Genomic DNA, 26,127 nt, shown 5'->3' with positions numbered 1-26,127 from the left:
GGGGGGGGGGTGGGGGGGGGGGGTGGGGGGGGGGGTGGGGGTCAGCCCATGTTGGCCAGGAAGTCGCTGTAGAAGAGGCCGAGGGCGATGGCCACGCCGATGCCGGCGATGATCCAGAAGCGGACCACGATGTTGACTTCGCTCCAGCCGGCGAGCTCGAAGTGGTGCTGGAGGGGGGACATCCGGAAGACGCGCTTGCCGGTGGTCTTGAAGGAGATGATCTGGATCACCACCGACATCGTGATGATCACGAACAGGCCGCCGATGATCAGCAGGAGCAGGATGGTCCGGGTCGACATCGCCATCCCGGCGATCAGGCCACCGAGGCCGAGCGCTCCGGTGTCGCCCATGAAGATCCGGGCCGGCGAGGTGTTCCACCACAGGAAGCCGACGCAGGCCCCGGCCGCCGCCCCGGCGATCAGCGCGATCTCCAAGGGGTCGCGGACGGTGTAGCAGTAGTTGTCCGGATTTGCGGTGTACGCCGGGTCGGCGCACCAGTGCCGGTACTGCCAGAACGCGATCACCGCGTACGCGCCGAGCACCATCACCGAGGCGCCGGTGGCCAGCCCGTCGAGACCGTCGGTGAGGTTGACGCCGTTGGTCGCCGCCATCACCACGAAGATGAAGATGATCACCGCGCCGATCTTGGTGACGTCCAGCGCCGGGATGTCCCGGATGAAGCTGAGGGTCGTGCTGCCGACCGTCTCGGTGTTTGTCACCGCGCCGGTGGCGTCGGTCATGGTGGACGGGAACCAGAGCGCCACGACCCCGAACACCGCGCCGACCAGGATCTGCCCGAGCAGCTTGCCGCGGGCGCTCAGGCCACCGCTGTGCCGCTTGCGCACCTTCAGGAAGTCGTCGATGAAGCCGACCGCACCGCAGAAGACCATCAGCCCCAGCAGCACCAGCGCCGTGATGGTCGGCTCGACCTGGGCGATCTGCGCGTCGGGCAGGGTGGTCAGGGCGAGGTGACCGGCCACGTACGCGATGACAGTGGCCAGGATGAACACCACGCCGCCCATCGTCGGCGTGCCCTTCTTGCCCTGGTGCATCTGCGGACCATCGGTCCGGATCGGCTGCCCCGCCTTGAGCCGGGTGAACACCCGGATGGCGATCGGGGTGCAGAACAGCGAGACGAGGAAGGCCACCCCGATGGCCACGATTACCGCTCTCACGCGGCGCCACCCCCGGCCGACGCCGACGTACCGTTGCCGTCCCCGACGGCGTCGACGCGCAGCGCGTCGGCCACCTCCCAGGTCCGGTACCGGGAGCCCTTCACCAGGACGACGTCGCCCGGCCGTAGCTCGCTGCGCAGCACCTCGACGGCCGCCGCCTGATCGGTGAGCAGCACCGACTCTCCTCCCCAGTCACCTACCGATGTCGCCCCGTGGTGGATCGGCGCCGCCGCCTCGCCGACCACGAGCAGCCGGTCCACGCCCAGCTCGGCCGCGAGTCGGCCCACCTCGGCGTGTCCCTGCGCCTCGAATTCGCCCAACTCGGCCATGTAGCCGAGCACCGCGACGGTACGCCGTCCCGCGCCGATGCCGCCCAGCGCCCGCAGCGCCACCGCCGTCGACGCCGGGTTGGCGTTGTACGAGTCGTCGATCACGGTGACCCCGTCGGTGCGCTCGAAGACGTCCATCCGACGGGTGGAGACCAGCCCGAGCGCGCCCAGCGCGATGGCCAGCTCGGCCAGCGGCATGCCCAGCTCCCGCGCCACGGCCGCGGCGGCCAGGCTGTTCCAGACCTGGTGCCGGCCGGTGAGCCCGAGTCGCACCGGCGCCGTGCCCTCCGGCGTGACCAGGGTGTACGCGGCCCGTCCCCGCTCGTCGAGAGTCACGTCCACGGCCCGCACGTCGGCGTGCGCCGACTCGCCGTAGCGGATCACCCGGGCCGCCGTCCGGGCGGCCATGGCGTCGACGAGCGGATCGTCGGCGTTCAGCACCGCCAGGCCGTCGGCCGGCAGCGCCTCCACCAGCTCACCCTTGGCCAGGGCGATGTTCTCCTGCGACCCGAACTCGCCGATGTGTGACACCCCGACGTTGAGCACCACGGAGATGCGCGGCGGCGCGACCTCACAGAGATACCGCACGTGGCCGATGCCCCGGGCACCCTTCTCCATCACCAGGTAGCGGGTGGTCGGGCCGGCCTGCAGCGCCGTGTACGGGTGCCCCAGCTCGTTGTTGAACGATCCGGGCGGCGCCACCGTCTCCCCGAGCCGCGCGGTCAGCTGGGCGATCAGATCCTTGGTGGTGGTCTTGCCCGAGGAGCCGGTAAGCCCGATCACGGTCAGCCCGGGCAGCCGGTCCACCACCGCACGGGCCAGCCGGCCCATCGCCGCCAACGGGTCGGCGACGACGATCATCGGCACCCCGGGCACCTCGCGGGTGCCCATGACCGCCGCCGCCCCCGAGGCCACCGCCGCGGCGGCGAAGTCGTGGCCGTCCACCTTCTCCCCGTCGAAGGCGACGAACAGCCCGCCGGGGGTGACCTTGCGGGAGTCGAACTCGACGCTGCCGGTGATCTGCGCGGCGGGATCGGCGGCGGCCAGCCGACCGTCGACCGCCGAGGCCACCTCCGCCAGGCTGAGCGTGATCACTGGCCCTCCAGATCCCCGAAGCGGCCCCGCAGCGCGTCGGCGAGCTCGGTCCGGTCGTCGAACGGGTACACCTCACCGGCGATCTCCTGGCCCCGCTCGTGCCCCTTGCCGAGCAGGGCCACCACGTCACCCGGCGCCGCCATCCGCACCGCCTCGTCGATCGCCGCCCGGCGACCGCCGATCTCGATGACCCGGGCCGGCGCGTCGGCCCGGTGGGCACCGACGAGCACCTCGGCGCGGATCGCCGCCGGATCCTCGGTGCGGGGGTTGTCGTCGGTCACCACCACCACGTCGGCACCGGCCGCGGCGGCGGCACCCATCGCCGGCCGCTTGGCCCGGTCCCGGTCACCGCCGGCACCGATGACGCAGATCAGCCGGCCGGTGCTGAGTTCCCGTAGCGCGGCCAGCGCGGCCACCACGGCGTCGGTCTTGTGCGCGTAGTCGACCACCCCGCGCACCCCGCCGGCCACGCCCACCGACTCCAGCCGGCCCGGCACGCCGCCGCAGGCGGCCACTCCCTCGGCCGCGGTCACCGGGTCGACCCCGGCGGCCACCAGGCTGGCGATGGCCAGCAGGGCGTTGGACACGTTGTGCCGGCCGGGCAGCGCCACCCGGGCGGGCAGGGTCAGCCCGTCCGGGCCGTGCGCGGTGAACCGCTGGGCGTACCCCTCGCCGGTCAGCTCGTCGGCCCACCAGCTGGCGGCCGGATCGCCGGCCGCCGAGAAGCTGACGGTGCCCGGCTTGAACAGCGCCTTGAGCGCCGGATCGTCGTGGTTGAGCACCTCGACCGCGCACCGGCCGTCGAACAGTCGGGCCTTGGCGGCGAAGTAGTCCTCGGCGTCGGCGTGGAAGTCCAGGTGATCGGAGCCGAAGTTGGTCCAGCCACCGACGGTGAACCTCACCCCGCCGACCCGGCCCATCGCCAGCGCGTGGCTGGAGACCTCCATGACCACTGCGGTCACCCCACGCTCGGCGGCGGCGGCCAGCATGGCGTGCAGGTCGGTGGCCTCGGGCGTGGTCCGCACGCTGTCGATCACCAGGTCACCCAGGCGGGTCTCCACGGTGCCGATCAGGCCGGTGACGTGGCCGGCGGCACGCAACCCCGACTCGACCAGGTACGCGGTGGAGGTCTTGCCGGCGGTGCCGGTCACGCCGATCACGGTCAACCCCGCCGTCGGATCGCCGTAGACCGCCGAGGCGAGGGTGCCGAGCACCGCGCGGGGATCGGCCACCACCAGGGTCGGCAACCCGCTGTCGGCGGCCCGCTCGGCGCCGGCCGGATCGGTGAGCATCGCGACCGCGCCCGCGGTCGCCGCGGCGGCGGCGAACTCAGCGCCGTGCCGCCGGGCGCCGGGCAGGGCCGCGTACAGATCGCCGGGGTGGACCTCGCCGCTGGCGTGGGTCACCCCGGTCACCAGCGGGTCGGCACTGGTATCGGACGCCACGGCGAGCCGGGCGGCCAGGTCACCGAGCCGGATTCCGGTCACGGAACGGGGACGAGGATTGCCGCGCACGGCGTCAGACCCTACCCGGTCGCCCGGTCCGGGCCGCACGGCGCGCCTGAATCTCCGTCTCATGGAGTCGAACCGCAGGTCGTGGCTACGGGAAGACGGTGAACGTCGGCGCCGGTTCGGTCGACGGTGGTACCCGATGATGACGCAGGGTGAAGGTCATCATGTCGCGGAAGGCCGGCGCCGAGATCTGACCGCCACCGCCGCTGGGGCTGTGCACGAAGACCGCGATGACGTAGCGCGGGTTCTCCGCCGGGGCCATCCCGATGAACGAGGCGACCTCGCCGGGCTGCTTCTTGCCGGCGACCAGCCGCCAGCCGGTGCCGGTCTTGCCGGCGACCCGGTAGCCCGGGACCGCGGCGGCCAGCCCGGTGGCGTCGTCGACCGTGGTGACGGCCTCCATGATCGTACGCAGGGCGGCGGCATTGTCCGGGCTGAGCACCTGCCGGGTCTCCGGCTCCGGCGCAGGGGTCCGCTTCCCGTTCGGGGCGATCGTCTCCTTCAGCAGATGGGGCTGGATGTAGGTGCCGTCGTTGGCGATCGCCGCGTAGGCGGCGGCCATCTGCAACGGGGTGGCGTCCACACTGTGCCCGATCGGCACCGACCCGTACGACGAGTCGCTCCACTCCTGCACCGGCAGCAACCGCCCGCTCGCCTCGCCGGGCATCCCGACCTCGGTCGGCTTGCCCAGGCCGAAGCGCCGCTGGTAGTCGAGCAGGCGGTCCGGACCGAGTTTGTCGGCGATCTGGATGGTGCCGACGTTCGAGGAGTACGCCATCATGCCGGCCACGCTCATCCGCCGCCCGTTCGCCTGGTGGGTGTCGCGGAACCAGGTGTCGCCCTTACGGATGGCGTTGGCCACCGGGAACGAGGTGTCCGGGGTGATGACGCCTTCCTGCAGGGCGGCGCCGAACGTGATCGGCTTGTGCACCGAGCCCGGGTCGACGATGAAGCTGGTGGCCGCGTCCTCCCGGTCCGTCGGCTCGCTCGGGAAGGGCGCTGCCGCGTTGTAGGTGGGATGGCTGGCCTGGGCCAGCACCTCGCCGGTGTGCGCGTCCAGCACCACGGCGGCGCCGGTGCTGCCCTGCACCTGCTGCATCTGGTCGCTGAGGATGCGCTGCACCACGTACTGCAGGTCGCGGTCGATGGTGAGCACCACCGAACTGCCCGGCTTGGCCTTCGTGGTGCGGCTGTAGCCGGTGGGAATGGGTGCGGCCAGGTCGCCGAGGCCGACCTCGAAGACCCGCTGGCCGTCCTCGCCGTGCAGCAGGTCGTCGAAGCGCGCCTCCAGGCCCTCCAGCCCGACCATGTCCGGGCTGGTGAAGCCGATCAGGTTGGCGGCGAGATCCCCGCCGGGCACCTCGCGCCGCTCGTCGCGGTGCGTGCCGATGCCGGGCCGCTTGAGCGCCATGATCTCTTTGGCGCGGTCGATGTCCACCCCCCGGGCCAGGTACTCGAACTGCGAGTCGACGCCGTCCTTCCGCTTGCGGGGTTTCATCTTCTCGGCCAGCTCGGATGCCGGGATGCCGAGCAGCGGGGAGAGCGCCGCCGCGGTCGCCGCGATGTCCTCCACCCGGGTCGGGTCGGCGTAGACGTACCGGGCCTCGACGCTGTGCGACAGGGCGGCCTCGCCGGAGCGGTCCAAGATGGCGCCCCGCGGCGCGGGCAGCGGCACGGTGGTGATGCGGTCGGCGAGACCGCCGTCGGCGTACGCCGGCGTGTCGACGGTCTGGAGCACGACCAGCCGCACCCCGACGGCGACGAAGAGGGCCAGGGTCAACGCGGTACCCAGCCGCAGCCGGCGTCCCGGGTCGGCCAGCCGGGGCGGTCGGGGCCGCTTGCGCGACGGCCGGCGCGGCGGCGTGCGGTCCCCGCGACGCGGATCCCGGCTGGTCACCCGTGGTCGTGGGGCGGTGGCCGGGGGCTCGTCGCGCGGAGTGCGGTCGGTGACGGTACGGGTCACGGTGGCACGGGCCGCGCCGGCGTCACGGCGGGCCGCGCCGCCGGGTCGGCCGGCGGCCCGGCCGGCGGTGACCCGACCACCGTCGAGGACCTGTAGCGCCGGCCGGAACGGATCCTGCGACCGGCTGCTGCGCGGGCTACGTCGCTGCTCGGCCCGGCCGGTGCCGGCAGCCGCGCCGCCCTCGCGGACGGAGCGGCCCCGGGGGGTGTAGGCGCGGGCGTCGGAAATGCCGCCCAGGACCGGCGCCATGTCCCGCTCACCGGTTGGGCGGGGCGGCGAACTGCGCTGCCCGCCGCCACGCGACGAACCGCGCCGGGAGCCTTCGGCGTCCCGGCGCGGTTCCTCCGACCTCGGTGGCACGGCCTACCCCTGCCCGCCCTGCTGGCTGGCGATGGAGAGCTTGCCACCGGCCGGCTGCGGCACCCCGATCACCTTGCCGTCCGGCAGCCGGATGTACGCCGGCTCACCCGACTCGACAAGGCCCAGCTTGCGGGCCTGCGCGGCGAGGTTGCCCGGCGACTCGGACTCGGCGATCTGCTTCTTCAGCTGCTGCTGCTCCACGTCGAGCTTGGCCTGCTGCTGCTGCAACTCGTCGAGCCGGAAGGCGTTCTCGTTGATCTTCGTGTTGACCGCCAGGATGCCCAGCACCCCGCCGACGACCAGCACCACCACCAGCGCGGCGAACGGCGCCCGCGGCACCCGCACCGGCGGCGGCGGGGCGACCCGCAGCCGCGGCGACTCCGACCGCTCGGCCGCGACGGCGACCCGCTCCACCGGACGCAGCGCCGCGCTGCCCTGGGTCGGGAACTCGCGCGCCCCCCGGGCGCGAGTCTCCGCCGACCGGTTCGCCCGGTCCGTCCGCCGAGCACCGTCGCCCGCTCCCCGGGTCCGCTCCGCCGCGATCCGGCCCCCCGACCGCGGTGCGCGCTGCCCGGCGCCGGCGATGTCCCGACGCTTGTCTACGTTCATGTCCCCTCCCCCTCTTCGTCCGTGGTGTCCCCCGGCGCCCGCCGCGGATCCGGACCGGATTCCGTGGTCGACGCCGTCCCCGGTTGGTACATCGCCTTGACCCGGCGGCGGTACCGTTCGCGGTCGGTACGCCCCCGTTGCCGTGCCTGCGGGTCGATCCGCTCCGCGGCCCGCAGGCGCACCGAAGCGGCCCGCGGATTCGCGGTGACCTCCACCTCCCCGGGCAGCTCCGCGCCCCGGCTGAGCAGCCGGAACGTCGGCTCTGACCCGGGCAGTTCGACCGGGAGGTCGATCGGCCCCGTGCTGCGGACCCGATCGGCGAGCGCCTGTTTGGTGAGCCTGTCCTCCAGCGAGTGGTAGGACAGGACCACCAGGCGACCGCCGACGGCGAGCCGGTCCAGAGCGGCCGGCAGCGCCGTCTCCAGCGCTGCCAGTTCTCTGTTTACCTCGATCCGTAAAGCCTGAAACGTTCTCTTTGCCGGGTGTCCCCCGGTTCGCCGGGCTGGTGCGGGAATCGACTCCCGGACCAACTCGGCCAGCCGCGCCGACGAGGTGATCCGGCCGCGTTCCCGCTCCCGGATGATCGCCGAGGCGATCCGCCCGGCGAACTTCTCCTCGCCGTAGACCCGCAGCACCCGGGCCAGGTCCGGGTGCGGGTAGGTGTTGACCACCTCCTCGGCGGTCACCCCCCGGGTCTGGTCCATCCGCATGTCCAACGGCGTGTCCTGCGCGTACGCGAACCCGCGGTCGGGCGCGTCGAGCTGCAACGAGGAGACACCGAGATCGAACAGGACCCCGTCCACGGACGGATATCCCAGCCGGTCGAGCACCTCGGGCAGTTCGTCGTAGACGGCGTGCTCCAGATGGACGCGGTCGGCGAACCGAGCCAGCCGGACCCCGGCGTGGGCCAGCGCCTCGGTGTCCCGGTCCAGGCCCACCAGCACCGTTTCCGGATGGGCCTGCAGCACCGCCTCGGCGTGGCCGGCCAGACCCAACGTCGCGTCGACGTGCACGGTGCGCCCACCCCGGCCCAGCGCGGGGGCCAGCAGCTCGAGACACCGCTCGAGCAGCACCGGCACGTGCGTGCCGCGTAGCTCCCCCATGTCGACCCCCACTGGTTGAACCGGTTGTGTATCCGCGCCCTGTTCGTCGGACGACGCCGTGCCGTCGTACCGCCAGATCCCCATCCGCTCTCCGCCCGCCCGTCGGGCGTGGGCCCGGAGGTCGGATCGTGCGCCTGGCACCGGGGAAGGGATGCCAGGAACTCGAAAGCGGCTGGAGATCTCGCAGTACGTCGGGCGTCGCCACGCCCTACAGACCGCCGGGCAGCACCCCTTCCTCGATGTCGGCGAAGTCGTCTTCGCTCTCGGCGAGGTAGGTCTCCCAGGCGACCCGGTCCCAGATCTCCACCCGGGTGCTCGCGCCGATGACCACCAGGTCCCGGTCGAGCCCCGCGTAGCTACGCAGGTGCGCCGGGATGGTCACCCGGCCCTGCTTGTCCGGCACCTCGTCGTGCGCGCTGGCGAAGAACACCCGGCTGTAGGCCCGGGCCGCCTTGTGCGTCATCGGCTGCGCGCGCAACTGCTCCGCGATCCGCTGGAACTCCGGCGTCGGGAAGACGTAGAGGCAGCGCTCCTGCCCTTTGGTGATCACGACACCCCCCGCCAGCTCATCCCGGAACTTCGCCGGAAGGATCAACCGGCCCTTGTCGTCCAGGCGCGGAGTGTGGGTGCCGAGAAACATCGGCCCAACCCCCTCGCCCTTTAGCGGCGTTCGCGCGCCGCTGACCCCCCGGGCCGGTGGGCCCCTCCCGGCCCCACCAATGCGCCCCACTCTACTCCACTTCCCTCCACCCGCAACCAGATTCGAGCGCGTGGCGCGCCGCGTCGCGCCACAAAAATGCACGTCAGAAGGGGTGGAGCGGAGTGGAGGGCCGCGCGGCACCCCCGGGCGGGTCCGCTTTCCGACATAGATCGACTCCGTCCGGCCGAGGGTCATCCGACCGGGCGCCGGCCGCGCCGAGCCGAACGGATCGCCGTCGGTGCCGATCTCGCGGGTCCGCTGGTCCGGTAACCTCGCTCGGGTGACGGACGCGAAGATGCCCCTGCGGGCGAAGGTGGCCAGCTCCGTGTCACGGACCGCCGCGGCGTTGTCCCGGGCAGCGGGCCGGGGCGACGGCTCGGTGATCGGTGGTTGGCTCGGCCTGAAGATCGACCCGGAACTGCTCGCCCACCTATCCGCCGGACGGGCCATCGCGCTGATCTCCGGCACCAACGGCAAGACCACCACCACCCGGCTCGCCGCCGCCGCCGTCGGGGTGCTCGGCCGGGTCGCCACCAACTCCTTCGGCGCCAACATGCCCACCGGGCACACCTCCGCGCTGGCCAAGGCCGGCAGCACGCCGTACGCGGTGCTGGAGGTCGACGAGCACTACCTCGCGCAGGTGATCGAGGCGACCGAGCCGCACGTCGTCGCACTGCTCAACCTCTCCCGCGACCAGCTGGACCGGGCCAAGGAGGTCGCCATGATGGCGCAGCTCTGGCGCGCGGCGCTGGCCCGGCACCCGGACATCCGCGTGGTAGCCAACGCCGACGACCCGATGGTGGTCTGGGCCGCCAGCCCGCCGGCCACCCACGACCAGCGGATCACCCCGCCGCACGTCACCTGGTTCTCCGCCGGGCAGCGCTGGCACGACGACTCCTGGGTCTGCCCCGAGTGCGGCTCCACCATCCAGCGCTCCGGCGAGCAGTGGTGGTGCACCGGCTGCCCGCTGCGCCGACCGGAGCCGCAGTGGACCGTGGACGAGGAGGGCGTCGTCGACCCGACCGGCGCCTGGTACAAGGTCAAGCTGCAGCTCCCCGGCAAGGTCAACATCGGCAACGCGGCGACCGCGCTGGCGGTCGCCGCCGAGTTCGGCGTACGCCCCTTCGACGCGGTCCCCCGCCTCGGCGACGTGACCTCGGTGGCCGGGCGCTACGCCCAGGTCGTCCGGGACGGTCGCACCGTACGACTGCTGCTGGCCAAGAACCCGGCCAGTTGGCTGGAGGCGTTCGACATGGCCGACGAGGCACCGACGCTGCTGTCCATAAACGCCCGGGACCCCGACGGGCTGGACACTTCCTGGCTCTTCGACGTCGACTTCGCGCCGCTGCGCGGACGCCTGGTGCTCATCACCGGCGACCGGGCGTACGACCTGGCCGTACGGCTGGAGGTCAACGACGTGCCCTTCCAGTACGTACGCACCTTCGACGACGCGGTCCGGGCGGTACCGCCGGGTCGGCTGGAGGTCATCGCGAACTACACCGCGTTCCAGGACATCCGAGCGGAGTTGGACCGTGTCAACTGAGACCCTGCGCATCGTCTGGATCTACCCGGACCTGCTGTCGACGTACGGCGATCGGGGCAACGCCCTGATCCTGGCCCGCCGGGCCCAGCAGCGCGGATTCCCGGTCGAGGTGCTGGAGGTCCGCTCCGACCAGCAGCTACCCACCACCGCCGACATCTACCTCATCGGCGGCGGGGAGGACGGCCCGCAGGCGCTCGGCGCGCAACGACTGCTCGCCGACGGCGGCCTGCACCGGGCGGTGGCCCAGGGCTCGGTGGTCTTCGGCGTCTGCGCCGGCTACCAGTTGCTGGGCACCTCGTTCTTCGCCAAGGGCACCCAGTACCAGGGCCTGGAACTGCTCGACCTCTCCTCGGACCGGGGCCCCAGCCGGGCCGTCGGCGAGCTGGCCGGCGACGTCGACGCCCGCCTCGGCCTACCGCCGCTGACCGGGTTCGAGAACCACGGCGGCCGCACCCACCTGGGCCCCGGCGTCTCACCGCTGGCCCGGGTCACCGCCGGGGTCGGCAACGACGGCGCTACCGAGGGGGCCTGGCGGGGCAAGCTGCTCGGCACGTACTCGCACGGCCCGGCGCTGGCCCGCAACCCGGCCCTGGCCGACCTGCTGCTGCGCTGGGCGACCGGCGCGCAGCACCTGCCCCCGCTCGACGACACCTGGGCCGACCGGCTGCGGGCCGAACGCCGGACCGCGGTGGCCACCGCCCGGGCATGATCCGCGAGCTGCGGAGGCGACTACTGCGGGCGAGCCGATCGGCCGGGCCGGCAGCCGACGTCCCGCAGCCCGGCCCCACGTCGGCCGACCCCCCACAACCCGGGGCCGAAACCGCCCGGCCCGCTGTGGACCCGGGCCACGGCGCACGGTACGGCGACACAGCGGTCACCGCCCCAGCCACCGCGCGCCGGCTCCTGCTGCTCGCCACTACGCCATCGGTGACCCGGTTCTCGCTGCTGCTGCTCCTGCTCGCCGGGTTCGGGGTGACGCTGCTGCTGGTGCCGCACCCCGAACCGACCGCACTACCGGACCTGGCCGACCGGATGGGTCGGCTCGCTCCGGTGGCCGGTGTCCTCGGCGGGGCACTGCTGTTGGTGGCGCTGGTCCCCCGCACCTTCATCACGCTCGCCTCAGGGGCGATCTTCGGTGCCCTGGAGGGTGCCGCGTACGCCCTGGGCGCCGCGCTGCTGGCGGCGGCCATCGGCTTCACCGTGGGTCGGGTGCTGGGCCGGGAGTTCGTCGCCGAACGCGTCCGGGGCCGGCTGGCCCGCCTCGACCGCTGGTTCACCCGGCAGAGCGTCCTCGGCGTGGTCACCGTACGGCTGCTGCCGATCTCCGGTTTCGGCCTGGTCAGCTACGGCTACGGCACCACCGGCGCGCGGGTGCTGCCGTTCCTCGTCGGCAGCGTGATCGCCTCCGCGCCGACCGCGTTCGGCTACGCGGCGGTCGGCGCGGCCGTGACCAGCCCCGGCGAGATCAACTGGTTCGCCGCCGCACCGGCCTCGCTGGGCTTCATCGCCAGCGCCGTGCTGCTCGCCCGCTGGTGGCGCGCCGAACGCCGCCTCCGCCGCCCCCTCCGCTGACCCCGTCTTCTCGCCGACCCAGCAACTTCGGGGAAAGTGCTGTGTCCGACGCGGTCGAGGCAGCACCTTCCCCGAAGTTGCGCACGTCGGCACGGGGGCACGTGCGCACGTCGGGTACGGGGGTGGGCTACACACCGGGGCGGCGGGAGATGACGGTGCGTCAGCGGGGCGGGGTGACCAGGCCGGCTTCGTAGGCGGCGATGACCAGGTGCACCCGGTCGCGGGCGCCGAGCTTGCTGAACAGTCGGGCCACGTGCGCCTTGGCGGTGGCCGCACTGATCACCAGTTCGGCGGCGATCTCGGCGTTGGACAGGCCCCGGCCCACCAGGGTGAGCACCTCGCGCTCCCGATCGGTCACCCCGGCCAGCGACCGTGGCGTCGCAGCCGCTGGCCGGCGGCTGAACTCGGCGATCAGTCGCCGGGTCACGCCTGGTGCGATGAGCGCGTCCCCCGCCGCTACCACCCGGATCGCGCCGAGGATGTCCTCCAACGCCATGTCCTTGACGAGAAAGCCGCTCGCGCCGGCCCGCAGCGCGGCGTGCACGTGCTCGTCGTCGTCGAACGTGGTGAGCACCAACACCCGGGCGGGCCCGCCGGAGTCGGTGATCGTCCGCGTCGCCTGGATGCCATCGGTCCCCGGCATCCGCAGGTCCATCAGCACCACGTCCGGCAACACCTCACGGGTCAGGCGCACCGCTTCGGCGCCGGTGGCAGCCTCGCCGACCACTGCCATGTCCGGCACGTCGGCGATCAGCACGCGCAGCCCGGCCCGCACCAGTGGTTGGTCGTCGACGAGCAGCACCCGGATGGTCACCGCTGGGCCGCCTCCTCAGGACGACCGCCGGCCGCGCCACCACCGTCCACACGACGACCGTCGGAACTGGCACCGCCCGGACGGCCACCGACCCGACCGGCATCGACCGCACGGCCACCGACCGAGCCAGCACCACCCGGACGACCACCATCGGCCGGGAGGGCGTGCCCCGACGGCACCGGCAGCCAGGCCGCCACGCGGAAGCCACCCCCTGCCCGTGGTCCGGCCCGGAACCGGCCACCGACGGCCGTGACCCGCTCGCGCATGCCGATCAAGCCGTGCCCCTCGACGCCGATCGGCCCGCCCCGGCCGTCGTCGACGATCTCCACAGTGACCGCGTGGTCGCCGCACTCGACGACGACCCGGCACGCGTCGACCCCGGCGTGGCGGACCACGTTGGTGAGCGCCTCCTGGACGATGCGGAACGCGGCGAGGTCGATCTCGGCCGGGACCGGCCCGTCGCCGACGGCGGACAGCTCGACCCGGACTCCGGCATCACCCGTCGCGGCAATCAGCCGCTCCAGGTCCACCAATCCGGGCACCGGCTCCAGCGGTGCCTGATCGCCGTCGCCGCGGCGCAGCGCGCCGAGGGTACGCCGCAGCCCGGCCAGGGTGTCCCGGCTGGCCGCCTCGATGGTGGCGAGCGCGGCGCGGGCCTGGGCCGGTTGGGTGTCGATCACCCGCGCGCCCACCCCGGCCTGGATGGCGATGACGCCGATGCTGTGCGCGACCATGTCGTGCAGTTCCCGGGCGATGCGCAGCCGCTCGGCGGTGACCGCCTCGGCGGCGGCGTGCCGCCGCAGTGCGGCCGCGTAGCTCCGCCGTGCCCGCACCGAGTTGCCGGCGATCCAGGCTGTCGCGACCGCCAGCACGGTCAGCGCGGCCTGGTCCACCGGCTCGACTCCGAAGTTCACGAAGGCGGCGAGTACCTGCGTCACCAGCACCGCCCCGGCGGCCGGCACCGACACCCGACGGGAGCGGTTCGCGGCAACGACGGCGAGCGCCGCGTCGACGGCGAGGAACTGGAGGTTGAAGATGTCGCCGAGGTACCCGGGATCCAGGCCGTGCACGGTCGCGGCGCAGAGCGTCGCTCCGGCGAGCATCAGGCCGAGCGCGGTCAGCGGGCGGCGACGCAGCAGGCCCGCCGGCAGCGCCACGATCAGCACCGGCACCAGGTAGCGTGCCGGCAGCCACCAGCCCATGACGCCGACCCCGTCGCCGCTGTGCGACACGGCCGGCGCCAGCGCCCAGAGCACCGGCAGGACGGCGACCCCGGCCCACACCAGGACCGCCCGTACCACCGGCACGGCGGTCCGCGGCCGGATCAGGGCGGTGGCGTCCACCGGCACACGGTATCCAGCGGCACGCCGCACCGGCATCGGCCCGGGGGCGTACGCCCGCAGGCCACCATCCAGGCACCCGGTACGGCCGGCGGGTCGACGCGGCAGTGCCCGGCACCCGGCAGCGTGACCGGCATGATCGAACTTGATGGCCTGACCCGGCGGTACGGCCGCACCACCGCCGTCGACGGTCTGACCCTGACCGTCCGACCCGGCCGGGTGACCGGCTTCCTCGGCCCGAACGGTGCCGGCAAGTCCACCACCCTGCGCATGGTGCTCGGGCTGACCACTCCGACCAGCGGCACCGTCACGGTCGCTGGCGTCCGGTTCCGGGACCTTGCCCGGGGGTTACGGCACGCCGGCGCGCTGCTCGACGCCGGGGACGTGCACGGCGGGCGCAGCGCACGGGCGCACCTGGCGGCCCTCGCCCGCGGCAACGGCATCGGTTCCCGGCGAGCCGACGAGGTCCTGGGACTGGTCGGCCTCGACGCCGCGGCCAACCGCCGGGTCGGCCGATTCTCGCTCGGCATGCGGCAACGCCTCGGTATCGCCACCGCGTTGCTGGGCGACCCGCCAGTGTTGATGTTCGACGAACCGTTCAACGGCCTCGACCCGGAAGGGGTGCGCTGGGTACGGAAGCTGTTCCGACGGCTCGCCGCCGAGGGCCGCACCGTCTTCGTCTCCAGTCACCTGATGGGCGAGGTCGAGCACTGCGCCGACCACCTCGTCGTCATCGGCCGGGGCCGGTTGATCGCCGACGAGTCCCTGGACGACTTCGCCGCCCGCGCCGGCCGGGTCGAGGTCGTCCTGCGTACCCCCGAACCGGCCGCCCTGACCACGGCGCTGGTGGAGGTCGGCGCGGACGTGCGGCCGGCTGCGGATGGTGCGCTCGCCGTCAGCGGGGTGGACGCGGAACGGATCGGCGACCTGGCCCTCGGCCTGCGGATTCCGCTGCACCAGTTGACCACCCGCACCGCCTCACTGGAGGAGGCCTTCATGGCACTCACCGCCGCCGATGTCGAGTACGCCGCCGGGGAGACCCGATGACCGCCACGACCCGAGCCGCCACCCGCACCATCCCGACCCACCCGGCCCGCTACCGCGACCTGCTCGCCGCCGAATGGATCAAACTCTGGTCGCTCCGCTCCACCTGGGCCGCGTTCGCCCTGATCCTGCTCGCCATGGTCGGCCTCGCCGGCCACGCCGCGCTGGCCACCCACGCGGGCTGGCCGGACTGGTCGGCCGAGCGGCGGGCGCTGCGCTCCCCGCTCTGGGACGCCTTCCCCACCGAGGCGCAGATGTTCGTCGTCCTCGCGGCCAGTGGTGTCGGCGCGGTCGCGATCGGCGGTGAGTACGCCTCCGGGCTGATGCGTACCACGTTCGCGGCCGTCCCCCGGCGTTACGCGGTGGCCGCCGCCAAGTTGACCGTGCTGACCGGCGTGCTGACCCTGCTGGGGGCGCTGGGCGCGGCGGCGGCGTTCGTGGTGTCGCAGGCGATCCTCGCCGACGTCGACGCGAACATGTCCATCGGCGATCCCGGCGCGCTGCGCGGCGTCGCCGCCTCTGCCCTGCTGGTGCCGCTCTGCGCGCTCGTCGGCATGGCCCTCGCGGCGCTGATCCGGCACACCGCACCCGCGATCGTCACCGCCGCGACGGTGCTGCTCCTGCTGCCCACCGCCGTCAATGAGGACGAACGCTGGAGCGCGCTGCTCCGGCACGCCATGTTGGTGCCGGCATGGCAGCGGCTGCGGGACCCGAACGATCCACCGCCGTGGCTGACCGACATCCACCCCGCCACCGTCTCCGGCGCCTGGACCACATACGCCGCCTGGGCGGTGGTGGCTGCCCTGGTGACCACGCTCGCCCTACACCGCCGGGAACCCTGACTCGCACCCCTTCCGCACATCCGCTATCACCCTGTTGGTCATGAGGTGGACGGCAGGAAATGATCTCCGAATTGCCGCCAGCCTCATGACCAACGCTTGAGGAGGGGCGCGGTTCAGGCGACGACCGAGACCATCCGCGCGGGGATGACGATGACCTTGCGGGGTTCCTTGCCGGCCAGGACGGCGGCGACCGCCGCCAGCGCCTGTTCGCGGACGGTCTCCTCGGTCGCGTCGGCGGGCACCTCGATGCGACCCCGGACCTTGCCGTTGACCTGCACCGGGTAGGTGACCGTCTCGGCCACCAGCAGGGCCGGGTCGGCGACCGGGAAGTCCGCGTACGTCAGCGAGGTGGCGTGACCCAGTCGCTGCCACAGTTCCTCGGCGACGTGCGGGGCGAACGGCGCGACCATCAGCACCAGCGGCTCGGCCACCTCGCGCGGGGTACCCGACAGCCGGGTCACCCCGTTGGTCAGCTCGATCAGCTTGGCGATCGCGGTGTTGAACCGGATCTGCTCCATGTCGCCCCGGACACCGTCGATCACCTTGTGCAGCAGCCGCCGGGTCTGCTCGTCGGCCGGGTCGTCGGTGACCCGCGACTGCCCGGTCTGCTCGTCGACGATGGCCCGCCAGACCCGCTGCAGGAAACGGTAAGAGCCGACCACCGCCCGGGTCTCCCACGGGCGGGACACCTCCAGCGGGCCCATCGACATCTCGTACACCCGGAACGTGTCGGCACCGTAGGCGGCACACATCTCGTCCGGGGTGACCACGTTCTTCAGGGACTTGCCCATCTTGCCGTACTCGCGGTTGACCTGGACGTCGCCCAGGAAGAAGCCGCCGTCGCGCTCGGCGACCTCCTCCGCCGGCACGTACGCGCCCCGGGCGTCGGTGTACGCGTACGCCTGGATGTAGCCCTGGTTGAACAGCTTGCGGAACGGCTCGAACGACGACACGTGGCCCAGGTCGTACAGCACCTTGTGCCAGAACCGGGCGTACAGCAGGTGCAGCACGGCGTGTTCGGCCCCGCCGACGTACAGGTCCACGCCGCCGCAGTCGCCCTCGCCGCGCGGGCCCATCCAGTACCGCTCGTTGTCCGCGTCGACGAACCGGTCGCCGTTCGTCGGGTCCAGGTAGCGCAGCTCGTACCAGCAGGAGCCGGCCCACTGCGGCATCACGTTGGTCTCCCGGGTGTAGCGCTTCGGCCCGTCACCCAGGTCCAGCTCGACCTCGACCCAGTCCCGGCGGCGCGACAGCGGCGTCTCGGGGTTGCTGTTCGCGTCCTGCGGGTCGAAGGTGCGCGGGGAGAAGTCGTCCACCTCGGGCAGTTCGACCGGCAGCATCTCCTCCGGCAGCGCGACGGCCGCGCCGTCGGCGTCGTAGACGATCGGGAACGGTTCGCCCCAGTAGCGCTGCCGGCTGAACAGCCAGTCCCGCAGCCGGTAGGTCACCGCGCCCTGGCCGTTGCCGGTCTCCTCCAGCCAGGCGATGATCCGGGCCTTGGCGTCGGCCACCCCCAGGCCGTTCAGGTCCAGGCCGCGCTCGGGCGCGGCGCTGTTGATCGCCGGCCCGTCCCCGGTGTACGCCTTACCGTCGAAGCCCTCCGACGGCTGCACGGTACGCACGATCGGCAGCTCGAAAACCTCGGCGAACTCCCAGTCCCGCTCGTCCTGGGCGGGCACCGCCATGATCGCGCCGGTGCCGTAGCCGGCCAGCACGTAGTCGGCGATGAAGATCGGGATCTGCCCGCCGGTGACCGGATTGGTGGCGTACGCGCCGGTGAAGACGCCGGTCTTCTCCTTCGTCTCGGCCTGCCGCTCCACGTCGGTCTTGGCCGCCGCCGCCTTGCGGTACGCCTCGACGGCCTCCCGCGGGCCGGCGTGCCCGCCGGTCCACGCGCCCCGGGTGCCCGCCGGCCAGGCCGCCGGCACCAGCGTGTCGACCAGCTCGTGCTCCGGGGCCAGCACCATGTAGGTGGCCCCGAAGACGGTGTCGGGCCGGGTCGTGAACACCCGGATCGGGGCGACCGGGGTCGGGAAGTCGATGTGCGCGCCCTGCGACCGGCCGATCCAGTTGCGCTGCATCAGCTTGATCGGCTCGGGCCAGTCCAGCTTGTCCAGGTCATCCAGCAGCCGGTCGCCGTACGCGGTGATCCGCATCATCCACTGCTTCAGGTTGCGCTTGAAGACCGGGAAGTTGCCCCGCTCGGAACGGCCGTCGGCGGTGACCTCCTCGTTGGCCAGCACCGTGCCCAGCCCGGGGCACCAGTTCACCGGCGCCTGCGACACGTACGCCAGGCGGTGGTCGTCGACGATCGCCCGCCGCTCGGCGGCGGACAGTTCGCTCCACGGCCGGCCGTCCGGGGTGCGCCGCACGCCACCGGCGAACTCGGCGATCAGCTCACTGATCGGCCGGGCCCGGCCGGCGTCCCGGTCGTACCAGGAGTTGAAGATCTGCAGGAAGATCCACTGGGTCCAGCGGTAGAAGTCGGTGTCGATGGTGGCCACCGAGCGCCGCTGGTCGTGGGCCAGCCCCAACCGGCGCAGCTGTGCCTTGTACCGCTCGATGTTGGCCTCGGTGGTGGTCCGCGGGTGGGTGCCGGTCTGCACCGCGTACTGCTCGGCGGGCAGCCCGAACGCGTCGAAACCCATCGCGTGCAGCACGTTGCGGCCGGCCATCCGCTGGTACCGGGCGAAGCAGTCGGTGCCGATGTAGCCCAGCGGGTGCCCGACGTGCAGTCCGGCCCCGGACGGGTAGGGGAACATGTCCAGCACGTACAGCTTCTCCGCGCCGGAGCGCGGGTGGCCCGGGTCGGCCAGCGGACCGGACGGGTTCGGCGCGTGGAAGGCGCCCTCCTGCTCCCAACGGTCCTGCCAGCGGCGTTCGATCTCGTCGGCCAGTGCCGCGGTGTACCGGAACGGTGGGACGTCTGCCTCGGTCATGGCCTTCTCCTCGCGTCGCTCGGCGGAGTCTGTCGGAGTGCTGGCTGGTCTCGGGTCTGCCATGCCGACCCGTCGGGAGCCGGCGGCGGGCACGAAAAAGCCCCTCACGCAGGAGGGGCCGCCGTGCTGTCGCGCGTTCAGCGCATCAGCACGGCCCGGTAAGAAGCAGGAAGACTCCGGCCATGTCCGGCAGTGTACCGCGCGTGGTGTGGCACCGCCGCCCACCACCCCTCAGACCGGGTCGCGGGGTGGCTCGTCGCCGCCCTCGCCGGCCCGGCCGCCGAGTTCGTCGTAGCGGGTGATCGGTGCCAGCGGTGCCCCGGACCGGTAGGCGGCCCGTGCCAGGGTGTAGCCGCCGATCGGTGCGGTGAACAGTTGCAGCCCGACGGCGGCCAGGACCACCACGGCGGTACGCCAGCCGGGGATCAGCAGCAGCACGCCGAGCAGCACGCAACTCACCCCCAGGCTGGCCGCCTTGGCCACGGAGTTCATCCGGTGGTAGACGTCGGGCAGGCGGATCAGGCCGACCGCGCCGATCGCGATCAGCGCGGTGCCGAGCAGCAGCAGGGTCGATGCCGCAACGGTCCGGATCACCGCTGCCCCCGGTGCACCAGCCGGGCCATCGCCACCGTCGCCAGGAAACTCACGAGCGTGCCGGTCAGCACCAGGTCGAGCAGGTCAGGGGCGTGTAGCCGGGCCGCGAGTACCGCCAGGGCCGCCAGGAAGACGAAGAAGCCGAGATCCAGCGCGGCCGCCCGGTCGGCGTCGGTCGGCCCGACCACCAGCCGGACGATCACCACCGTCATCGAGCCGGCGAGGACCACGAGCACCGTGTCGAGCAGGATCATCGTCACCTCCGGGCCACCTCCGTACGCCCGGTGTCGGGGCCGTCCGGGTGGGTGGCCGGGCGCAGGGCGGCCAGCAGGCGCCACTCCAGTTCGGTCACCGCCCGCCGGAACGCCACCGGGTCGGCGGCGTACATGCCGTGCACCCAGAGCCCGGCGGTGGGTTGCCGGCGCACGCGCAGGGTCAGCGTGCCCGGGGTCAGGCTCACCGCCAGCGCCACCGCCGCCACCTCCGTGTCGGTGGCCGCCCGCAGCGGCACCCGCACCACCGCGGGGGCCAGCCGGGAACCCGGCGTGAGGATCTCCCAGGCCACGGCGAGGTTCGCCTGGACCAGCCGGACGGCGAAGTAGCCGGCGAACCGCAGAACGCGTCGGACCCGCACCGCCGTGCGGCGGGGAATGGTCATCGGGTCGCCGCTCATCGGCCGGTCACCGCCCGTACGTAGGCCGTCGGGTCACGCAGCCCGGCCGCCGCCGTGTCGGCAAGGACCAGCAGCGGTGCCGCCGCCAGCCCGGCCGCCAGGGAGAGACCGGCCAGCGCCAGCGGCGGGCCGACAAGCGTCGGTCCGATCCGCTGCGCCACGCTCGACGAGGCCGGCGGCTCGCCAGTGAACAGGGCGCTCCAGATCTTCACCATGGACAGCAGGGTGACCAGGCTGACCAGCACGGCGACCGTCACGGCCAGCCAGGCACCGGTTTCCACGGCGGCCCGCAGCAGCAGGAACTTCGCCAGGAACCCGGAGAACGGCGGCAGTCCGGCCAGCGACAGCCCCGCCCCGGCGAAGGCCAGGGCGAGCGCGGGACGTTGCCCGGCCAGACCGCCGGAGCCGTCGAGCCGGTCGGTTCCCCGGCCGGCACGTACCGCTGCCGCGCACAGGAACAACGCCGCCTTCACCAGGATGTACTGGGCCAGGTAGTAGACCGCTGCGGCAAGCGCGGCGGCGGTGAACAGGGCCAGGCCGAGCAGGACGTAGCCGAGCTGGCTGACCATGTGGAAGGTCAGGATCCGCCGCATCGCGTTCTCGCCCACCGCGCCGAGCACGCCCACCACCATCGACACCAGCGCCACCGCGCCGAGCAGCCAGCGGTATCCGGGATCACCGCCGTACACCACCGCGTAGATCCGGATCACCGCGTAGAGACCGACCTTGGTCAGCAGCCCGGAGAAGAGCGCCACCACCACCGGCGAGGCCACCGGGTAGGTGCGCGGCAGCCAGTCGTGCCACGGCACCAGCGCGCTCTTGACGCCGAGGGCGAGCAGCACCACACCGCAGGCGACCGCGACCGTCGGTTGGTCACCGGCCACACCGGCCAGGTCACCCAGCCCGACCACGCCGGTGGTGCCGTAGACCAGGGCCACCCCGGTCAGCAGCAGGGTGGAACCGAGCAGGTTGGTGGCCACGTATACCCGTCCCGCGCCGCCCCGCCCGGCGCCGCCGGCCAGGCTCAACAGCACGTACGAGGGCACCAGCATCACCTCGATCAGCACGAAGAGGTTGAACAGGTCGGTGGTGAGGAACGCGCCGCCGGCCCCGGCGGCGAGGACCAGCACCAGCGGCAGGAAGTACGGGCGACGGTCGTCCCCGGAGCCGACGGCGGAGACGAGGCAGCCGAGCACCACCAGCGCCGTCACGGTGACCAGCAGGGCGCTCAGCGCGTCCGCCGCCAGGCTGATGGCGATCGGGCCGGGCCAGCCACCCACCCGCAGTACGGTCAGCGCGCCCCCGCTGGCTCTCACCAGCAGCACCAGGCCGGCCGCCAGCACCCCCGTCATGGTGGCGATCGCAGCGACCCGGTGCAGGCCGGTGCGGTTCGGCAGGGCGAGCAGCACCCCGGCGACCAGCAGCGGGCCGACCACCGGGAGCAGGAGCAGGCCGGTCACCGCCGCCGCCCCGTGGTGCCGGGCCCGCCCGCTCCACCGGTGCCGTCGCCGCCGGACCCGGTGTCATCGTCGCCGGACCTGGTGTGGTCGTCGCCGTCCGTGGGGTCCGCACCACTGGCCGGCCCGCCGGCGTCCCGTCTCAGCAGGCCGAGCAGATGGATGGTGATCCCGAAGGTGATCACGATGGCGGTCAGCACGAACGCCTGCGGCAACGGATCGGCGGTGTCGGAACCGACCTCCTCCAACGCCGCGGTCCGCCGGCCCAGCCCACCGGCGGCGAGCAGCACCACGTTGACGGCGTGGCCGAGCAGCACGAAGCCCAGCACCACGCGCAGCAACCCCGGCCGTAGCAGCAGGAACACCCCCGCCGCCACCAGGACGCCGACCACGAACGCGGCGCTCACCGGGCACCCACGGTGTCCGGCGGGACGGCCGGCCGGGCCGGTGGCATGCCGAGGCGCCGCACGGCGGCCACCACCAGCGCCAGGACCATCAGGTAGACCCCGAGGTCGAACAGCAGCGACGTGGACAGCGACGGCAGCGGCTCCGGTGTGCTGAGGGTGAGCGGCGTGAGCAGCGACCGACCCGCGGCCAGCGGCAGCAGCGCGGCTATCGTCGCGGTCAGCAGCCCGGCCGCCACCAGCGGTGCCGAGCGGAGCCGGCTCAGCAGCGGCGCCCCGCCGGGGTGCGCCAACTGGCCGAGCCCGACGGCGGTGCCGGCCAGCAGTGCCCCGATGAAGCCGCCGCCGGTCTCCTCGTGTCCGCGCAGGAACAGCACCGCCGAGGCGAGCAGCATCACCGGGGCGAGCACCCGGAAGGCGAGGCCGAGCACGAGGTCGTCGCCGGCCGGCCCGGTGCTGGCCGGCACGACCGGGCGACCGGCGGCGAGCCGGACCAGGCCCAGTGCCACCACCGCGAGCACCACCGCCTCGCCGAGGGTGTCCAGGGCCCGGAAGTCCACCAGGACGGTGTTGACGACGTTGGCCCCGCCGGTCAGGTCCTCCGCCCGGTCGAGGTACCACCGGCCGGGTTCGGACACCTGGTCGCGCCTGGTCAGCACCGCCGTACCCGCGGCCGCCGCGACACCGGTGGCGACCGCGAGCAGGGCCGCTCCCGCGACCGGCCGGCGCCGTCCGACGGGCGCGAGCCGAGGCGGCTGCTGCCGCAGGGCCAGCATGACGACCACCGCGGTCAGCACCTCCACGAGCATCAGGGTCAGCGCCACGTCCGGTGCGCCGACGGTCAGGAACCACGCCGACAGCAGCAGTCCCACCACTCCGGTGAGGCCGATCGCCGCCAGCGCGGAACGCACCACCAGCAGCCCGGCGAGTGCCGTCACGAGCAGACCCAGCAGCAGCCAGTCACCGGGCCGCGCCGGGTCACCGCCGAGGCCGGCCGGGACGTCGGGCAGCGCCACCGCGGCGACCGCGGCCAGGACCACCGCCGCCAGCAACGGCCGGGCCAGGTAGGGCACCGGGCCCGGCGCGTGCGCGGTCCGGGCGACGACGGCACCCGCGTGCACCAGCGCCTGTCGGGCCCGCTCGAACAACGCGGCGAACGGCGGGGCGGTGGGTACGGCCCGAAGCCACCGCTCCACCCGGACCCGGCCGAGAAACATCAGCACACCCAGCAGCACGGTGAGCACGCTCAGCCCCAGAGCGGGGGTGAAACCGTGCCAGAACGCCAGGTACGGCGGCGTACCCTCCGGGCGGGCGTCGTTGGCGGCCCGTTCCACGAGTGGGCTCAGCACGGCCACCGTCGGACCGAGCGCGGTCGCCGCCAGCGCGGCCACCGCGGCCGGGGCGAGAAACGCCCAGGACGGCTCGCGCAGCTGGCGCTGCCGGGTCGGGCCCTCCATCATTCCGTGCACCAGACGGGCCGCGTACCCGAAGGTGAGCACCGAGGCGAGCACCCCGAGCCCGGCGGCGGACCAGCCCAGCCACCCGGCACCGTAGGCCCCGCCGAGGGCCTCGAAGATCGCCTCCTTGCCGACGAAGCCGATGGTCGGCGGCAGGCCGGCCAACGACATCGCCGCCAGCGCGGTGAGCCAGACCGTCGCCGGCATCACCCGGTGCAGACCGGCCAGCTCCCGCACGTCACGGCTGCCCGCCTGATGGTCGATGATGCCGACGAGCATGAACAGGGTCGCCTTGAACAGCGCGTGGGCGACGGTGTAGAGGATCGCCGCCGCGTCGGCTTCCGGGGTGCCGACGCCGATCACCCCGACCAGCAGGCCGAGCTGGCTGACCGTGGAGTACGCCAGCAGGGCTTTCAGGTCGTACTGGCGCAGCGCGAGCAACGCGCCGAGGATCGCGGTGAGCAGACCGACGGCGATCAGGGTGCCGTCCCACGCCCAGGAGCCGCCGAACACCGCCGAGAACCGCATCAGCAGGTAGATGCCGGCCTTCACCATCGTCGCCGCGTGCAGGTACGCGCTCACCGGCGTGATCGCCACCATCGCACCGGGCAGCCAGAAGTGGAACGGCAGCTGCGCGGACTTGGTGAACGCCGCGACGATGACCAGCGTCCCCACCACCCAGGCCGGTACGCCGCTCAGCCGCTCCGGCTCGGCCACGATGGTGTCCAGGCTGGTGGTGCCGAGGTGTACCGCCAGCAGCACGATCGCGGTCAGCAGCGCCAGGCCGCCGGCGACGGTGACCAGCAGCGCCTGCACGGCCGGTCCGGTGGCCGCCGGCCGGCCGCCCTGCCCGATCAGGACGAAGGAGAGGATCGAGGTGAGTTCCCAGAAGACGAAGAGCACCAGCAGGTCGTCGGCGAGGACCAGGCCCAGCATCGCGGCGGCGAAGAGGGTCATCGTCAGGTAGACCCGGTCGTGCTCGGCTTCGTCCCCGCTGAGGTAGCGCGGGCAGTAGGCCATGATCAGCGCGCCGACCCCGAGGGCCAGCAACGCGAAGACCAGCCCCAGCGCGTCCATCCGCAACGCGGCATGGACCGCCAGCCCCGGCAGCCACCGCCAGGCCACGGTGACCTCGCGGTCGTCGAGAATCACCGGCAACCGGGTGAGCAGCAGCGCCGCGGCGACGAGGTAGCCGGCGGCCAGCGGATAACCGGCGTTGCGGCCGAAGTGCCGCACCAGCAGTGGTACGCAGGCCGCCAGGCCGAACTGCCAGGCGAGCGTGGCGGCCAGGATCACCCGTCATGTCCTCCCGTCCAGGCAGGCGGATTCGGGCCCGCTTACCCGGCAGAACCGACGACATGCGCTGCGTAAATGACAAATCACTGCGTAAGCGCTCAAACACCTGCGGCGGTCGGCGTTGACGACAAACATGGTTAGCCTGAGAGGCCAGTGAGATTGCCGCGGCACATGAGGCTCACACGTCGCGAACGAAACGGCGGGGCCAGGTGCTCTTGTAGAGAGCTGCCGTGACGGCGACGAGGAGGAGGCCCGTGACACAACAGACCTGGGACGACGTTGGCGGTCTGCTGCCGTACGACGAGTTCCGCGCCGCCAGTGACGCGATCGTGACCAACATCGAACAGGTCATCGAGGGCAAGACCGCGACCGTGCGGCTGGCGCTGGCCGTCCTGCTCGCCGAGGGGCACCTGCTCATCGAGGACGTGCCCGGCGTCGGCAAGACCAAGCTGGCCAAGGCCCTGGCCCGGTCGATCGACTGCTCGGTACGCCGCATCCAGTTCACGCCCGACCTGCTACCCAGCGATGTCACCGGGGTCAGCGTCTACAACCAGGAGACGCACGACTTCGAGTTCCGTCCGGGCGCCGTCTTCGCCAACCTGGTCGTCGGCGACGAGATCAACCGGGCCTCGCCGAAGACCCAGTCCGCGCTGCTGGAGTGCATGGAGGAACGGCAGGTCACCGTCGACGGGGTGACCTACCAGTTGCAGACGCCGTTCATGGTGATCGCCACCCAGAACCCGATCGAGATGGAGGGCACCTACCCGCTGCCGGAGGCACAGCGCGACCGGTTCACCGCCCGCATCGCCATGGGATACCCGGACCCGACCGCCGAGCTGGCCATGCTCGACGGGCACGGGGCGCTCGACCCGCTGTCCGGGTTGCGGCCGGTCTCCGACGCCGACACCGTACGCCGGCTGATCGGTCACGTCCGGCAGGTGCACGTCGCCGACGCGGTCAAGCAGTACGCGGTCGACCTGGTCACCGCCACCCGCGAGTCGCCCGACCTGCGCCTGGGTGCCTCCCCCCGGTGCACCCTGCAGCTGCTGCGCACCGCCCGCGCGGTGGCCGCCCTCGACGGGCGTGACTACGTCCTGCCCGACGACCTCCAGGTGCTCGCCGTGCCGGTGCTGGCGCACCGGATCATCCCCACGGCCGACGCGCAGCTCGCCCGGCGTACCACCGACGCGATCGTCGCCGACCTGGTGCACCGGCTGCCGCTGCCACACGACCGCAAGCGCTCGCCCTACGACACCCGGCCATCGAGCGGTAACGGCCGGGCCCCCTTCGAGCCGCGGAGGCCGTGA

General features: G+C 73.0%; 22 protein-coding genes. 6 read left to right on the top strand and 16 right to left on the bottom strand.

The genetic code is table 11. From position 1 onward, the window contains the following. Positions 1-41: 41 nt before the first annotated feature. The 7 genes from mraY to mraZ all read right to left on the bottom strand — a co-directional run bounded on the left by mraY (position 42) and on the right by mraZ (position 8,785). Positions 42-1,175 carry a phospho-N-acetylmuramoyl-pentapeptide-transferase gene (gene mraY / locus KBX00_RS26185; protein ID WP_210830722.1) on the bottom strand — a complete coding sequence of 378 codons (1,134 nt, stop codon included), beginning with the start codon at positions 1,173-1,175 and terminating at the stop codon, positions 42-44. Then, a complete protein-coding gene (gene murF, locus KBX00_RS26180) occupies positions 1,172-2,599 on the bottom strand; it encodes a UDP-N-acetylmuramoyl-tripeptide--D-alanyl-D-alanine ligase (RefSeq protein ID WP_210830721.1) in 1,428 nt (475 codons plus the stop codon). Before murF ends, mraY begins: the two co-directional genes overlap by 4 nt. After that, entirely contained in the window at positions 2,596-4,152 is a 1,557-nt protein-coding gene (locus KBX00_RS26175; protein WP_210830728.1) for a UDP-N-acetylmuramoyl-L-alanyl-D-glutamate--2,6-diaminopimelate ligase, read from the bottom strand. Before KBX00_RS26175 ends, murF begins: the two co-directional genes overlap by 4 nt. Before the next feature lie 46 nt (positions 4,153-4,198). After that, on the bottom strand, positions 4,199-6,433 hold the full coding sequence (locus KBX00_RS26170; RefSeq protein WP_210830720.1) for a penicillin-binding protein 2: 2,235 nt from the start codon (positions 6,431-6,433) through the stop codon (positions 4,199-4,201). Between the two features lie 3 nt (positions 6,434-6,436). Beyond that, positions 6,437-7,042 (bottom strand): septum formation initiator family protein, encoded by a 606-nt coding sequence (locus KBX00_RS26165; RefSeq protein ID WP_210830719.1) that lies wholly within the window; start codon positions 7,040-7,042, stop codon positions 6,437-6,439. Then, the gene (rsmH, locus tag KBX00_RS26160) at positions 7,039-8,145 is read right to left on the bottom strand and encodes a 16S rRNA (cytosine(1402)-N(4))-methyltransferase RsmH (RefSeq protein ID WP_210830727.1); all 1,107 of its coding nucleotides are present in this window, start codon (positions 8,143-8,145) and stop codon (positions 7,039-7,041) included. The genes KBX00_RS26165 and rsmH overlap by 4 nt, the downstream gene beginning before the upstream one ends. Before the next feature lie 208 nt (positions 8,146-8,353). Further along, positions 8,354-8,785, bottom strand: coding sequence for a division/cell wall cluster transcriptional repressor MraZ (gene mraZ, locus KBX00_RS26155; RefSeq protein ID WP_210830718.1), 432 nt, complete (start codon positions 8,783-8,785; stop codon positions 8,354-8,356). A gap of 355 nt (positions 8,786-9,140) precedes the next feature. Here mraZ and KBX00_RS26150 point away from each other — a divergent pair, with 355 nt between their 5' ends. The 3 genes from KBX00_RS26150 to KBX00_RS26140 all read left to right on the top strand — a co-directional run bounded on the left by KBX00_RS26150 (position 9,141) and on the right by KBX00_RS26140 (position 11,960). Continuing rightward, positions 9,141-10,388 (top strand): MurT ligase domain-containing protein, encoded by a 1,248-nt coding sequence (locus tag KBX00_RS26150; protein WP_210830726.1) that lies wholly within the window; start codon positions 9,141-9,143, stop codon positions 10,386-10,388. Continuing rightward, positions 10,378-11,097, top strand: a complete 720-nt coding sequence (locus KBX00_RS26145) for a type 1 glutamine amidotransferase (protein ID WP_210830717.1) — start codon at positions 10,378-10,380, stop codon at positions 11,095-11,097. Before KBX00_RS26150 ends, KBX00_RS26145 begins: the two co-directional genes overlap by 11 nt. Positions 11,098-11,291: 194 nt before the next feature. Next, positions 11,292-11,960 carry a TVP38/TMEM64 family protein gene (locus tag KBX00_RS26140; protein WP_301548653.1) on the top strand — a complete coding sequence of 223 codons (669 nt, stop codon included), beginning with the start codon at positions 11,292-11,294 and terminating at the stop codon, positions 11,958-11,960. A 160-nt stretch (positions 11,961-12,120) separates the two neighbouring features. Here the strand turns inward: KBX00_RS26140 and KBX00_RS26135 are convergent, their stop codons facing one another. Together KBX00_RS26135 and KBX00_RS26130 are read right to left on the bottom strand one after the other, a co-directional pair. Continuing rightward, positions 12,121-12,774 carry a response regulator transcription factor gene (locus KBX00_RS26135; RefSeq protein WP_210830716.1) on the bottom strand — a complete coding sequence of 218 codons (654 nt, stop codon included), beginning with the start codon at positions 12,772-12,774 and terminating at the stop codon, positions 12,121-12,123. After that, entirely contained in the window at positions 12,771-14,117 is a 1,347-nt protein-coding gene (locus KBX00_RS26130) for a sensor histidine kinase (RefSeq protein ID WP_210830715.1), read from the bottom strand. Before KBX00_RS26130 ends, KBX00_RS26135 begins: the two co-directional genes overlap by 4 nt. A 132-nt stretch (positions 14,118-14,249) precedes the next feature. Between KBX00_RS26130 and KBX00_RS26125 the strand changes: the two genes are divergently transcribed. Together KBX00_RS26125 and KBX00_RS26120 are read left to right on the top strand one after the other, a co-directional pair. After that, positions 14,250-15,161 carry an ABC transporter ATP-binding protein gene (locus KBX00_RS26125; protein ID WP_210830714.1) on the top strand — a complete coding sequence of 304 codons (912 nt, stop codon included), beginning with the start codon at positions 14,250-14,252 and terminating at the stop codon, positions 15,159-15,161. After that, positions 15,158-16,000: a hypothetical protein gene (locus KBX00_RS26120; protein WP_210830713.1), complete on the top strand. Its 843-nt coding sequence runs from the start codon at positions 15,158-15,160 to the stop codon at positions 15,998-16,000. Before KBX00_RS26125 ends, KBX00_RS26120 begins: the two co-directional genes overlap by 4 nt. A 113-nt stretch (positions 16,001-16,113) precedes the next feature. Here the strand turns inward: KBX00_RS26120 and leuS are convergent, their stop codons facing one another. From leuS to mbhE, 7 genes are all read right to left on the bottom strand, one after another. Beyond that, positions 16,114-18,939, bottom strand: a complete 2,826-nt coding sequence (gene leuS / locus KBX00_RS26115; protein ID WP_210830712.1) for a leucine--tRNA ligase — start codon at positions 18,937-18,939, stop codon at positions 16,114-16,116. Positions 18,940-19,170: 231 nt separating this feature from the next. Then, positions 19,171-19,533 carry a monovalent cation/H(+) antiporter subunit G gene (gene mnhG, locus KBX00_RS26110; protein ID WP_210830711.1) on the bottom strand — a complete coding sequence of 121 codons (363 nt, stop codon included), beginning with the start codon at positions 19,531-19,533 and terminating at the stop codon, positions 19,171-19,173. Next, the gene (locus KBX00_RS26105) at positions 19,530-19,787 is read right to left on the bottom strand and encodes a monovalent cation/H+ antiporter complex subunit F (RefSeq protein WP_210830724.1); all 258 of its coding nucleotides are present in this window, start codon (positions 19,785-19,787) and stop codon (positions 19,530-19,532) included. Before KBX00_RS26105 ends, mnhG begins: the two co-directional genes overlap by 4 nt. Positions 19,788-19,789: 2 nt before the next feature. After that, positions 19,790-20,206: a Na+/H+ antiporter subunit E gene (locus KBX00_RS26100; protein ID WP_210830710.1), complete on the bottom strand. Its 417-nt coding sequence runs from the start codon at positions 20,204-20,206 to the stop codon at positions 19,790-19,792. Next, complete coding sequence (locus tag KBX00_RS26095; RefSeq protein WP_210830709.1) at positions 20,203-21,666, bottom strand: proton-conducting transporter membrane subunit; 1,464 nt, start codon at positions 21,664-21,666, stop codon at positions 20,203-20,205. The genes KBX00_RS26100 and KBX00_RS26095 overlap by 4 nt, the downstream gene beginning before the upstream one ends. Continuing rightward, on the bottom strand, positions 21,663-22,070 hold the full coding sequence (locus KBX00_RS26090) for a sodium:proton antiporter (protein WP_210830708.1): 408 nt from the start codon (positions 22,068-22,070) through the stop codon (positions 21,663-21,665). Before KBX00_RS26090 ends, KBX00_RS26095 begins: the two co-directional genes overlap by 4 nt. Beyond that, complete coding sequence (mbhE, locus tag KBX00_RS26085; RefSeq protein WP_210830707.1) at positions 22,067-24,820, bottom strand: hydrogen gas-evolving membrane-bound hydrogenase subunit E; 2,754 nt, start codon at positions 24,818-24,820, stop codon at positions 22,067-22,069. Before mbhE ends, KBX00_RS26090 begins: the two co-directional genes overlap by 4 nt. Before the next feature lie 254 nt (positions 24,821-25,074). Between mbhE and KBX00_RS26080 the strand changes: the two genes are divergently transcribed. Then, positions 25,075-26,127 (top strand): MoxR family ATPase, encoded by a 1,053-nt coding sequence (locus KBX00_RS26080; RefSeq protein WP_210830706.1) that lies wholly within the window; start codon positions 25,075-25,077, stop codon positions 26,125-26,127.

Origin of the sequence: Micromonospora sp. C95 (genome assembly GCF_018070465.1) — a bacterium.
Classification (GTDB): Bacteria; Actinomycetota; Actinomycetes; order Mycobacteriales; family Micromonosporaceae; genus Micromonospora.
This window is presented reverse-complemented; position numbering and strand designations above follow the sequence as displayed.